Below are 12,557 nucleotides of genomic sequence, written 5' to 3'. Positions count from 1 at the left end.
CTATGAGTGAATTTTCCCAGACAGTCCCCGAACTGGTTGCCTGGGCCAGAAAAAATGATTTTTCTATTTCGCTGCCGGTAGACAGACTCTCGTTTCTGCTGGCGGTTGCTACGCTGAACGGCGAGCGGCTCGAAGGGGAAATGACCGAGGGAGAACTGGTGGATGCGTTCCGCCACGTCAGTGATGCGTTTGAGCAGACCAGCGAAACCATCAGCCAGCGCGCCAATAATGCGATCAACGATATGGTGCGCCAACGTCTGCTGAACCGCTTTACCAGCGAAATCACGGAAGGCAACGCGATTTATCGCCTGACGCCGTTGGGTATCGGTATTACCGACTACTATATTCGGCAACGCGAATTTTCCACTCTGCGTCTGTCGATGCAGCTGTCGATCGTCGCCGGCGAGCTCAAGCGCGCAGCCGACTCGGCAGAAGAGGGCGGCGATGAGTTTCACTGGCATCGCAACGTCTTTGCGCCGCTGAAATATTCGGTTGCGGAGATTTTCGACAGTATCGATCTGACACAGCGCATCATGGATGAGCAGCAGCAGCTGGTCAAAGATGATATCGCTCAGCTGCTGAACAAAGACTGGCGCGCGGCGATCTCCAGCTGTGAGCTGCTGCTGTCAGAAACCTCTGGCACCCTGCGCGAGCTGCAGGATACGCTGGATGCCGCAGGCGATAAGCTGCAGGCTAACCTGCTGAGAATTCAGGATGCGACAATTGCGCGCGACGACCTGCATTTTGTCGACCGCTTAGTCTTCGATCTGCAAAGTAAACTGGACCGTATCGTCAGCTGGGGGCAGCAGGCTATCGACCTGTGGATCGGTTACGATCGCCATGTGCACAAATTTATCCGTACCGCTATCGATATGGATAAAAACCGTGTCTTCGCCCAGCGTCTGCGTCAGTCGATCCAGACCTACTTTGACGCCCCGTGGGCGTTGACTCACGCCAGCGCCGATCGTCTGTTGGATATGCGCGATGAAGAGATGGCGCTGCGTGATGAAGAGGTCACCGGGGAGCTCCCGGCGGATCTGGAATACGAAGAGTTTAACGAAATTCGCGAGCAGCTCGCCGCGCTGATTGAAGCGCAGCTGGTGGTTTACAAAGACAAAGGCGTCCCGCTGGACCTTGGTCTGGTGGTGCGCGAATATCTGGCGCAGTATCCGCGAGCTCGCCATTTTGATGTGGCGCGAATCGTCGTCGATCAGGCGGTACGCCTGGGCGTCGCACAAGCAGATTTCACCGGACTGCCGGCAAAATGGCAGCCGATTAATGATTACGGAGCCAAGGTACAGGCGCATGTCATCGACAAATATTGAACAAGTGATGCCAGTTAAACTGGCGCTGGCGTTGGGCAATCCGTTATTTCCGGCGCTGGATAGCGCCCTGCGAGCAGGCCGTCATATCGGCCTGGACGAACTGGATAATCACGCATTTTTGATGGATTTCCAGGATTACCTGGAAGAGTTTTACGCGCGTTATAACGTTGAGCTGATTCGCGCGCCGGAAGGGTTTTTCTATCTGCGCCCGCGCTCCACGACGCTGATTCCGCGCTCGGTGCTCTCCGAGCTGGATATGATGGTCGGCAAAATTCTTTGCTACCTCTATCTCAGCCCGGAACGGCTGGCTAACGAAGGGATCTTTACCCAGCAGGAGCTTTACGACGAGCTTCTGACCCTGGCGGACGAGGCTAAACTGCTGAAGCTGGTGAACAACCGTTCTACCGGGTCCGATCTCGACCGCCAGAAGCTGCAGGAAAAAATGCGCGCGTCGCTCAACCGTCTGCGCCGCCTGGGCATGGTCTGGTTTATGGGCCATGACAGCAGCAAATTTCGTATCACCGAGTCGGTCTTCCGCTTCGGTGCTGACGTTCGCGTCGGCGACGATCCGCGTGAGGCGCAGCTGCGCATGATTCGCGACGGCGAAGCGATGGCGCTGGAAAACCATCTGCGGCTCCATGACGAGAATGAAGAGAATCAGCCGGATAGCGGGGAGGAAGAGTAATGATAGAACGCGGTAAATTTCGCTCGCTGACGCTGGTTAACTGGAACGGTTTTTTTGCCCGCACCTTTGATCTGGATGAGCTGGTCACCACCCTCTCCGGCGGCAACGGCGCCGGGAAATCGACCACCATGGCGGCTTTCGTCACGGCGCTGATTCCGGATCTGACCCTGTTGCACTTCCGTAACACCACCGAAGCGGGCGCCACCAGCGGTTCGCGTGATAAAGGTCTGCACGGGAAGCTGCGGGCCGGGGTGTGTTATTCGGTACTGGACGTGGTCAACTCGCACCACCAGCGCGTGGTCGTGGGCGTGCGCCTGCAGCAGATCGCCGGTCGCGATCGTAAAGTGGATATCAAGCCGTTTGCTATCCAGGGACTGCCGATGTCCATTCAGCCGACCCAGCTGTTGACGGAAACCCTTAACGAGCGCCAGGCGCGCGTGCTGAGCCTCAACGAGCTGAAAGACAAGCTTGAAGAGATGGAAGGGGTGCAGTTCAAGCAGTTCAACTCGATAACCGATTATCACTCGCTGATGTTCGATCTGGGCGTTGTCGCGCGTCGTCTGCGTTCGGCCTCCGACCGCAGCAAATACTATCGCCTGATTGAAGCCTCGCTGTACGGCGGGATCTCCAACACCATTACCCGCTCGCTGCGCGACTACCTGCTGCCGGAAAACAGCGGCGTGCGTAAAGCGTTCCAGGATATGGAAGCCGCGCTGCGCGAAAACCGCATGACGCTCGAAGCCATTCGCGTCACCCAGTCCGATCGCGACCTGTTTAAACACCTGATCAGCGAAGCGACGAACTATGTTGCGGCGGACTATATGCGTCACGCCAACGAACGTCGCGTGCATCTGGACAAAGCGCTGGAGTATCGTCGCGATCTCTTTACCTCGCGGGCGCAGCTGGCGGCAGAGCAGTATAAGCACGTCGATATGGCCCGTGAACTGCAGGAACATAACGGCGCTGAAGGCGATCTGGAAGCCGATTATCAGGCGGCCAGCGACCATCTGAATCTGGTTCAAACCGCGCTGCGCCAGCAGGAAAAAATCGAGCGCTATGAAGCGGATCTCGATGAACTGCAGATTCGTCTTGAAGAGCAGAATGAAGTCGTCGCCGAAGCGACCGATTTGCAGGAAGAGAACGAAGCCCGCGCAGAGGCCGCTGAACTGGAAGTGGATGAGCTGAAAAGCCAGCTCGCCGACTACCAGCAGGCGCTGGATGTGCAGCAGACCCGTGCCATTCAATACAACCAGGCGCTGCAGGCGCTGGAACGTGCGAAGGCGCTGTGTCATTTACCGGATTTAACGCCGGAAAGCGCCGACGAATGGCTGGAAACATTCCAGGCCAAAGAGCAAGAAGCGACGGAAAAAATGCTGTCGCTGGAACAAAAAATGAGCGTGGCGCAGACCGCCCACGGTCAGTTTGAGCAGGCTTACCAGCTGGTGGCGGCCATCAACGGCCCGCTGGCGCGTAATGAGGCCTGGGACGTGGCGCGCGAGCTGCTGCGCGATGGCGTCAACCAGCGTCACCTCGCCGGGCAGGCACAAGGGTTGCGCAGCCGTCTGACCGAGCTGGAACAACGTCTGCGCGAGCAGCAGGATGCCGAACGCCAGCTGAGTGAATTCTGCAAGCGTCAGGGTAAACGCTACGAGATCGACGATCTGGAAGCGCTGCATCAGGAGCTGGAAGCGCGCATCGCCTCCTTGTCCGACAGCGTCTCTTCTGCCAGTGAACAGCGCATGAACCTGCGTCAGGAACTGGAGCAGCTGCAGTCGCGCACTCAGTCTCTGCTGCGTCGGGCGCCGATCTGGCTGGCCGCGCAAAATAGCCTCAACCAGCTCTGCGAGCAGAGCGGTGAGCAGTTTGAATCAAGCCAGGATGTCACTGAATATCTCCAGCAGCTGCTGGAGCGCGAGCGCGAAGCCATCGTCGAACGTGACGAAGTGGGCGCCCGTAAACGCGCCATCGACGAAGAGATCGAGCGCCTCAGCCAGCCGGGAGGGTCTGAAGATCCCCGTCTGAACGCCCTGGCTGAACGTTTTGGTGGCGTACTGCTGTCGGAAATTTATGACGATGTCAGCCTTGAAGACGCCCCGTACTTTTCCGCGCTGTATGGCCCGTCGCGTCACGCGATCGTGGTACCCAATCTGGCGCAGATCGCCGAACAGCTGGAAGGGCTGGAAGATTGCCCGGAAGATCTCTATCTGATCGAGGGCGATCCGCAATCCTTCGATGACAGCGTATTCAGCGTCGATGAGCTGGAAAAAGCGGTTGTCGTTAAGGTAGCCGATCGCCAGTGGCGCTACTCGCGTTTCCCGACCCTGCCGCTGTTTGGCCGCGCCGCGCGTGAAAGCCGCATCGAGAGTCTGCATGCCGAGCGTGAGGATCTGTCAGAGCGTTTTGCGACCCTCTCTTTTGACGTGCAGAAAACGCAGCGTCAGCACCAGGCCTTCAGCCGCTTTATCGGCAGCCATCTGGCCGTCGCGTTTGAAGACGATCCGGAAGAAGAGATCCGTAAGCTCAACAGCCGCCGCGGCGAGCTGGAGCGCGCGCTCAACGCGCACGAAAGCGACAACCAGCAGAACCGGGTGCAGTTTGAGCAGGCGAAAGAGGGGGTTTCCGCCCTTAACCGCCTGCTGCCGCGCCTTAACCTGCTGGCGGACGATACGCTGGCCGACCGCGTTGACGAAATTCAGGAACGGCTGGATGAAGCCCAGGAAGCGGCGCGCTTTATTCAACAGTATGGCAATCAGCTGGCGAAACTGGAGCCGATCGTTTCCGTCCTGCAGAGCGACCCGGAACAGTTTGAACAGCTGAAAGAAGACTATGCCTATGCGCAGCAGATGCAGCGCGATGCACGTCAGCAGGCGTTTGCGCTGAGCGAAGTGGTTCAGCGTCGTGCCCACTTCAGCTATTCCGATTCGGCGGAAATGCTGAACGGCAACAGCGATCTCAATGAAAAACTGCGTCAGCGCCTGGAGCAGGCGGAGGCTGAACGCAGCCGCGCCCGCGACGCGATGCGTACCCATTCCGCGCAGCTGAACCAGTACAATCAGGTGCTGGCGTCGCTGAAAAGCTCCTTTGATACCAAAAAAGAGCTGCTGAGCGATCTGTACAAAGAGCTGCAGGATATCGGCGTACGCGCCGACAGCGGTGCGGAAGAGCGTGCGCGTGCGCGCCGCGATCAGCTGCATACGCAGTTAAGCAACAACCGCTCACGCCGGAATCAGCTGGAAAAAGCGCTGACTTTCTGTGAAGCCGAAATGGACAACCTGACCCGCAGGCTGCGTAAACTTGAGCGCGACTACTGCGAAATGCGTGAGCAGGTAGTGAGCGCCAAGGCGGGCTGGTGTGCGGTTATGCGGCTGGTGAAAGATAACGGGGTCGAACGTCGTCTGCATCGCCGCGAGCTGGCCTACCTCTCCGCTGACGAGCTACGCTCGATGTCGGATAAAGCGCTGGGTGCGCTGCGTCTGGCCGTATCGGATAACGAACATCTGCGCGATGTGCTGCGTGTTTCCGAGGATCCGAAACGTCCTGAACGTAAAATTCAGTTCTTTGTCGCTGTCTACCAGCATCTGCGCGAGCGTATCCGTCAGGATATTATCCGCACCGACGACCCGGTAGAAGCGATTGAACAGATGGAAATCGAACTGAGCCGTCTGACGGAAGAGTTGACCAACCGCGAGCAGAAGCTGGCCATCAGCTCCCGCAGCGTAGCCAATATTATTCGCAAAACGATCCAGCGCGAGCAGAACCGCATCCGTATGCTCAACCAGGGGCTGCAAAGCGTCTCCTTCGGCCAGGTCAACAGCGTGCGCTTGAATGTCAACGTGCGGGAAACCCACTCGACGCTGCTTGATGTGCTGTCCGAACAGCACGAGCAGCATCAGGATCTGTTTAACAGCAACCGCCTGAGCTTCTCGGAAGCGCTGGCGAAGCTGTATCAGCGTCTGAACCCGCAGATCGATATGGGGCAACGCACGCCGCAGACCATCGGCGAAGAGCTGCTCGACTACCGCAACTATCTGGAGATGGAAGTGGAAGTCAACCGCGGCTCCGACGGCTGGCTGCGCGCAGAATCCGGCGCGCTGTCCACCGGGGAAGCTATCGGTACCGGGATGTCGATTCTGGTGATGGTAGTGCAGAGCTGGGAAGATGAGTCTCGTCGCCTGCGCGGCAAAGACCTGTCGCCGTGCCGTCTGCTGTTCCTTGATGAAGCGGCGCGTCTCGATGCCCGCTCTATCGCCACGCTGTTCGAGCTGTGCGAACGTCTGGAGATGCAGCTGATTATCGCGGCGCCGGAAAACATCAGCCCGGAAAAAGGCACCACCTATAAGCTAGTGCGTAAAGTGTTTAATAATCACGAACACGTCCACGTTGTCGGGCTGCGCGGCTTTGCCGCACAGTTGCCGGAAACGCTGCCTGGAACGGCGGATGCCTCTTAGCGGTCATCGATCGATAGATAAAAGGGCGACTTGATGTCGCCCTTTTTGTTATCGGATTCGCTAAGTTAACGCTTTATAATCTTTAAACTTCTTTACATTTGGGGAGGCAAAAGCTTTTGCGCCTCTATATACTGAGAGTAAAACCCGTTTTTACGGGCGGCAATGTGACAACAGGGGGCAAGGGATGTTGCTAAAAAAACGCTATGGTCGTCAATTGTCAGCGCTGAGTTTGAGCCTGGCATTTGCATTTGCTCCACTGTTTAATGCCCAGGCCGAAGAGCCTGAAATCGTACCCACAGACAGTTCTGCGACGATGGGGGAGCTGTCGTCTGCGCTTACCCAGAGCGATGGTCAGTCCGCGACGGTCGCGAAAATGGCCGGGGAACAGCCGCTGGCTGCCGGCGCCGCAGAAAAAAGTCGCGCCGCGATAACGGCACAGCTGCCGGCCGGCTATCAGCCCGTGTTTATGAACCCGCTGGTGTCGCTCTATGCGGCCAGAGATATGAAGCCGATGTGGGAGAACCGCGGGGCGGTTCAGGCTTTCCAGCAGCAGCTGGCTGAGGTCGCCATCGCCGGTTTTCAGCCGCAATTTACCACCTGGGTAAGTCTGCTGACCGATCCGGCGGTAAGCGGTATGGCTCGCGACATCGTGCTCTCCGACGCCATGATGGGATACCTGCATTTTATCAGCGGTATTCCGGTGCAGGGGAATCGTTGGCTGTACGGAACGAAGCCGTACACCATGGCGACCCCGCCGCTGTCGGTGATTAACCAGTGGCAGTTGGCGCTGGATAATGGCTCTCTGGTGCCGTTTATTGCCGGACTGGCGCCGAAGCATCCGCAGTATGAGGCGATGCATCGGGCGCTGCTGGCGCTGGTGGCCGATTCCCGTCCGTGGCCGCAGCTGACCAGCAACGCGTCGCTACGTCCAGGAGAGTGGAGTAACGACATTGGCGCGCTGCGCGAAATTTTACAGCGCAACGGTATGCTTGATGATTCTGCGAAAATTGCTCTGCCGGGGGATGTTGTCAGTCCATCTGCCGGGAAGAAGAGTAAAACCGCGGCGCGCGGCGTCTACGATCGCCAGCTTGTTGAGGGCGTTAAGCGCTTCCAGGCCTGGCAGGGGCTGGGCGCCGATGGCGTGATTGGTCAATCCACCCGTGACTGGCTCAACGTTTCTGCGGCCCAGCGCGCCGGCGTGCTGGCGCTGAACATTCAGCGCTTGCGTCTGCTGCCGGGAAAACTGTCTACCGGCATCATGGTCAATATTCCGGCCTTCTCGCTGGTCTATTACCAGGATGGCAGCCAGGTGCTGGCATCGCGAGTGATTGTCGGGCGGCCGGATCGTAAAACGCCGATGATGAGCAGCGCGCTAAACAACGTGGTGGTTAACCCGCCGTGGAACGTACCGCCAACGCTGGCGCGCAAAGATATCCTGCCGAAGGTGCGTAACGATCCGGGCTATCTTGAGCAGCATGGTTACACCGTGATGCGCGGCTGGAACAGCAAAGAGGCTATCGACCCGTATCGGGTTGACTGGTCGACGATCACCGAAAACAATCTGCCGTTCCGTTTTCAGCAGGCGCCTGGCGCGCGTAACTCATTGGGGCGCTATAAGTTTAATATGCCCAGCTCCGATGCTATCTATCTGCACGATACGCCGAACCACAATCTGTTCCAGAAAGACGTGCGGGCCTTAAGCTCCGGCTGCGTGCGGGTCAACAAAGCCTCGGAGCTGGCGAATATGCTGCTGCAGGATGCCGGCTGGAACGACACGCGGATTTCCGATGCGCTCAAGCAGGGCGATACCCGCTATGTCAATATCCGCCAGAATATCCCGGTCAATCTCTATTACTTGACCGCCTTCGTCGATGCGGACGGCCGCATGCAATATCGCACAGATATTTACAATTACGATCTCACCGCGCGATCTGGCGCACAAATTCTGGCGAAAGCAGAACAATTAATCAGGTAAATGAAGTAGTTCAACGAATTTCGTTGTCCTAACTCTCAGTGAAAACAGGCCCTGTTCCTCTACAGGGCCCGTATTTACTGGGGTTAGGCTACCTTGACGTTGGCAATAATGCCCGGTAAGGTGCCTTTCGTGCGCCAGAAGTGCATATATTCGATTCATTTACTTGTAGACCTGATTATCATGGACAAATTTGACGCTAATCGCCGCAAATTGCTGGCGTTAGGTGGGGCTGCGCTCGGTGCTGCCGCCATTCTGCCTGCGCCGGCATTTGCTACCCTCTCGACCCCCCGACCGCGTATTCTGACGTTGAATAACCTGCATACTGGTGAATCACTCAAGGCGGAGTTTTTCGATGGCAGAGGCTATATTCAGGATGAATTAGCAAGGCTTAACCATTTTTTCCGTGATTTTCGCGCGAATAAAATTAAGCCAATCGATCCGAGTTTGTTTGATCAACTCTATCGTCTGCAGGGATTACTTGGTACCAATAAACCTGTTCAGCTTATCTCAGGCTATCGTTCCCTTGATACCAATGACGAGCTCCGTGCACGAAGCCGTGGTGTGGCGAAACATAGCTATCACACCAAGGGACAGGCAATGGATTTCCACATAGAAGGCATTTCGTTAAGCAATGTTCGCAAAGCGGCGTTATCTATGGGCGCAGGTGGTGTAGGATACTACCCACGTAGCAACTTTGTGCATATTGATACCGGTCCGGTCAGGCACTGGTAACGAAAGGAGCATCATGAACTATCGTATTATTCCGGTTACCGCGTTCGCTCAGAACTGTTCTTTAATCTGGTGCGAGCAAACCAGGCTCGCCGCGTTGGTCGATCCCGGCGGTGACGCTGAGCGAATCAAACAGGAAGTTGCGGCAGCAGGCGTCAGCCTGATGCAGATTTTGCTCACCCACGGTCATCTCGATCACGTTGGTGCGGCGGCCGAACTGGCACAACACTATGGCGTGCCGATTATCGGACCGGAAAAAGAAGATGAGTTCTGGCTGGAAGGTCTGCCGGCGCAAAGCCGGATGTTTGGTCTGGAGGATTGCCAGCCGTTGCAGCCGGACCGCTGGCTCAATGAAGGCGACGTCGTCAGCGTGGGGAACATTTCTCTGCAGGTGCTGCACTGTCCCGGGCATACGCCAGGACACGTGGTCTTTTTTGATGATGCTTCCCGGCTGCTGATTTCCGGCGATGTGATTTTTAAAGGTGGCGTTGGGCGCAGCGATTTCCCGCGCGGCGATCACGGTCAGCTGATTGATGCGATTAAACGTAAGTTATTGCCTTTGGGTGATGACGTGACGTTTATTCCCGGTCACGGGCCGATGTCGACGCTGGGCTATGAGCGTCTGCACAATCCTTTCCTGCAGGATGAAATGCCCGTCTGGTAATCACCGTGACGGGATATAAAAAAGGCCGCGGAAGCGGCCTTTTTTTGTCGGCTGCGAGATTACAGCACGGCGACAATCGCTTCACACAGTGGCGCCATATTATCTGGCGTCATGCCCGCAACGTTAATACGTCCGGAAGCCACGGCGTAAACCGCGAACTCTTCACGCAGACGCAGCACCTGCTCTTTGGTCAGGCCGCTGAACGAGAACATGCCGTTTTGCTTGATGATGAAAGAGAAGTCGCGGCTGGCCCCTTTTTCCTGCAGGGTATTGACGAACAGCAGACGCATACGCTGAATACGCTGGCGCATATCGGTCAGCTCTTGTTCCCAGATAGCACGCAGTGCATCGTTGCTGAGAATCGTCGCCACCACCGACGCACCGTGCGCAGGCGGGTTGGAGTAGTTCGCACGAATTGCCGACTTCATCTGAGTGAAGGCGCGGTCAACGGTCTCGGCATCTGCCGCAACCAGCGTGCAGGCACCCACGCGTTCGTTGTACAGGCCAAAGTTCTTCGAGTAGGAGCTCGCAACCAGCAGCTCTTTATGCAGCGCAACGAACGCGCGCAGACCTTCGGCATCTTCTTCCAGACCACGGGCAAAGCCCTGGTAGGCGAAGTCGAACAGCGGCAGCCAGCCTTTTTCAACGGACAGCTGCGCCAGCTGCTGCCACTGCTCCAGCGTAGGATCGATACCGGTTGGGTTATGGCAGCAGCCATGGAACAGAACCACGTCACCCGCCTGGGCTTCATTGAGGCTTGCCAGCATACCGTCGAAGTCGAGGGTATGGTTGGCCGCATCGTAATAGGCATATTCGCGAACTTCCAGACCAGCGGAATTAAAGACGCTTTTGTGGTTCGGCCAGCTCGGGTTGCTTACCCAGACGCGTTTTACTGCGGTGTTCTTCGCCAGGAAGTCAGCGGCAACGCGCAGGGCGCCGGTGCCGCCAGGGGTTTGGGCGGTACGTGCGCGCTTATCGCTGATGATGGCGCTTCCTTTACCGAACAGCAGTTCCTGGGTGCAGCGACCAAATTCCGCAATACCGTCGATACCCAGATAGTTTTTTGTGGTTTCATTTTCCAGCAGATACTGTTCTGCTTTTTTAACGCTGGTCAGGACCGGGGTTTTACCCGTTTCATCTTTGTAAACACCAATCCCGAGGTTAATTTTAGTCGGGCGGTCATCGGCACGAAACAGATCGGCCAGTCCTAAAATGGGGTCGGCAGGGGCGGCAGTAATGTTCTCAAACATGACGAGGTTCCATTGTGATTACTGAGGGGATTTCGCTATCAGGGTAACGGGAGATTTACAAATTGCCAACCGTTTGCGACAAAAAGCGAGAAGGTTTTCGAAAGTTACGATCTTTATCTTAGTAATGTAGAAAAGCAGGACCGAAGTCCTGCTTTTTAGGCATATCACGAAGGGGTGTACTGATTAGAACTGGTAAACGATACCGACTGCAGCCTGGTCATCGGTGGCCACTTTAGCAGTTTCGGTATAGCTGTTGTCGTCCAGCAGGTTGAATTTGTATGCTGCGTAGACGTTCATGTTCTTGTTGAAGTAGTACCAGGTACCCACTTCGATGTATTTAACCAGGTCAGCATCGCCGCCGGAGAAACCGGTACGACCCTGCAGGTTTTTACCTTTAGTCTGAACGTAGCCGATGGACGGACGCAGACCGAAGTCGAACTGATACTGAGCAACGGCTTCGAAGTTCTGAGTTTTGCCAGCGAAGTAGTTCGCCTGGTTTTCCGGGGTCATGTTGTAGGTCTGAGAGTACATGACTGCTGCGTAGATGTTGTTGGCATCGTACTTAGCGGAGGTTGCCCATGCTTCAGCTTTGTCGCCGTTACCGTCAGCTTTCTGTGCGACGCTGCGGTTAGAAGAGGCGTAACCTGCAGACAGCGCGACACCGTTGTCAAATGCATAGGTCGCAGAGGTGCTGACGCCGTCGCCGTTTTGTTTCTGGATAGCACGGCTGCTGTCGTTTTTACCCTGGTACTGCAGCGCGAAGCTCAGACCGTCAACCAGACCAAAGAAGTCAGAGTTACGGTAGGTCGCTACGCCGTTGGTACGACCGGTCATGAAGTTGTCGGTGTAGTTCCAGCCGTCGCCGCCCCACTCAACCAGCATATCGGTTGCGGATTCAACGTCGTAGATAGCACCGTAGTTACGGCCGTAGTCGAATGAACCGTATTCACCCGCTTTCAGACCCGCGAAGGCCAGACGAGTTTTGGTACCCTGGGAACCTTCAACGTTGGACGCATCCATGTTGTATTCCCACTGGCCGTAACCGGTCAGCTGATCGTTGATCTGGGTTTCGCCTTTCAGGCCGATACGTGCATAGGTGGTGTCGCTGCTGTTGGTGTCACCATTGGTGGTCCAGACGTGCTCACCAACCATTTTCCCGTAGAAGTCCAGTTTGTTGCCGTTTTTGTTATAGATTTCTGCAGCGTTAGCTGCGCCGGCTACCAGCAGGGCAGGGATTACCACTGCCAGAATATTGCGCTTCATCATTATTTATTACCCTCATTAATATTTTTTATATGAACACTTGCCACTGCCGCCAATAAATTCCGTCAATAAAAATTTACAGAACTATTGATGATAGTTTGGTGTCTGAAGGCATCTTTCCATCCGCGCCAGCGTTTCGCTAGCCGGAAAATGCTACCAATGTCGCATATGAGTAACAATAAGAAAAAGTATGTAACTAAATGTGTATTTTCTGGAAC

Annotated in this window: 8 protein-coding genes; 6 read left to right on the top strand and 2 right to left on the bottom strand. The window is 56.1% G+C overall.

From position 1 onward, the window contains the following. The first annotated feature begins 2 nt into the window (after positions 1–2). The 6 genes from mukF (at position 3) to GRPL_RS04710 (ending at position 9,826) form a co-directional block, all read left to right on the top strand. A complete protein-coding gene (gene mukF / locus GRPL_RS04685; RefSeq protein WP_032688584.1) occupies positions 3–1,325 on the top strand; it encodes a chromosome partition protein MukF in 1,323 nt (440 codons plus the stop codon). Beyond that, positions 1,306–2,010 carry a chromosome partition protein MukE gene (gene mukE, locus GRPL_RS04690; RefSeq protein ID WP_004860098.1) on the top strand — a complete coding sequence of 235 codons (705 nt, stop codon included), beginning with the start codon at positions 1,306–1,308 and terminating at the stop codon, positions 2,008–2,010. The genes mukF and mukE overlap by 20 nt, the downstream gene beginning before the upstream one ends. After that, a complete protein-coding gene (gene mukB / locus GRPL_RS04695) occupies positions 2,010–6,458 on the top strand; it encodes a chromosome partition protein MukB (protein WP_032688582.1) in 4,449 nt (1,482 codons plus the stop codon). Before mukE ends, mukB begins: the two co-directional genes overlap by 1 nt. A gap of 184 nt (positions 6,459–6,642) precedes the next feature. Beyond that, complete coding sequence (gene ldtD / locus GRPL_RS04700) at positions 6,643–8,433, top strand: L,D-transpeptidase (protein ID WP_032695669.1); 1,791 nt, start codon at positions 6,643–6,645, stop codon at positions 8,431–8,433. Between the two features lie 180 nt (positions 8,434–8,613). After that, positions 8,614–9,165: a peptidoglycan L,D-endopeptidase MepK gene (gene mepK, locus GRPL_RS04705; RefSeq protein ID WP_015584788.1), complete on the top strand. Its 552-nt coding sequence runs from the start codon at positions 8,614–8,616 to the stop codon at positions 9,163–9,165. A 13-nt stretch (positions 9,166–9,178) separates the two neighbouring features. Beyond that, the gene (locus GRPL_RS04710) at positions 9,179–9,826 is read left to right on the top strand and encodes an MBL fold metallo-hydrolase (RefSeq protein WP_032688580.1); all 648 of its coding nucleotides are present in this window, start codon (positions 9,179–9,181) and stop codon (positions 9,824–9,826) included. A gap of 59 nt (positions 9,827–9,885) precedes the next feature. Here the strand turns inward: GRPL_RS04710 and aspC are convergent, their stop codons facing one another. Both aspC and GRPL_RS04720 read right to left on the bottom strand, forming a co-directional pair. Then, positions 9,886–11,076, bottom strand: coding sequence for an aspartate transaminase (gene aspC / locus GRPL_RS04715; protein WP_032695670.1), 1,191 nt, complete (start codon positions 11,074–11,076; stop codon positions 9,886–9,888). Positions 11,077–11,259: 183 nt separating this feature from the next. Beyond that, complete coding sequence (locus GRPL_RS04720) at positions 11,260–12,342, bottom strand: porin (protein ID WP_032688579.1); 1,083 nt, start codon at positions 12,340–12,342, stop codon at positions 11,260–11,262. Between the last annotated feature and the right edge of the window lie 215 nt (positions 12,343–12,557).

This window comes from Klebsiella planticola ATCC 33531 (genome assembly GCF_000735435.1).
Lineage (GTDB): Bacteria > Pseudomonadota > Gammaproteobacteria > Enterobacterales > Enterobacteriaceae > Klebsiella > Klebsiella planticola.
Note: the sequence above shows the minus strand (reverse complement) of the source record. Positions and strands in the feature narration are given on the sequence as shown.

Excerpts from the sequence above, each read along its gene's own strand:
- GRPL_RS04710 (WP_032688580.1), top strand. The coding sequence starts at position 9,179 with ATGAACTATCGTATTATTCCGGTTACCGCGTTCGCTCAGAACTGTTCT.
- ldtD (WP_032695669.1), top strand. The coding sequence starts at position 6,643 with ATGTTGCTAAAAAAACGCTATGGTCGTCAATTGTCAGCGCTGAGTTTG.
- GRPL_RS04720 (WP_032688579.1), bottom strand. The coding sequence starts at position 12,342 with ATGATGAAGCGCAATATTCTGGCAGTGGTAATCCCTGCCCTGCTGGTA.
- mukE (WP_004860098.1), top strand. The coding sequence starts at position 1,306 with ATGTCATCGACAAATATTGAACAAGTGATGCCAGTTAAACTGGCGCTG.
- mukB (WP_032688582.1), top strand. The coding sequence starts at position 2,010 with ATGATAGAACGCGGTAAATTTCGCTCGCTGACGCTGGTTAACTGGAAC.
- aspC (WP_032695670.1), bottom strand. The coding sequence starts at position 11,076 with ATGTTTGAGAACATTACTGCCGCCCCTGCCGACCCCATTTTAGGACTG.
- mepK (WP_015584788.1), top strand. The coding sequence starts at position 8,614 with ATGGACAAATTTGACGCTAATCGCCGCAAATTGCTGGCGTTAGGTGGG.
- mukF (WP_032688584.1), top strand. The coding sequence starts at position 3 with ATGAGTGAATTTTCCCAGACAGTCCCCGAACTGGTTGCCTGGGCCAGA.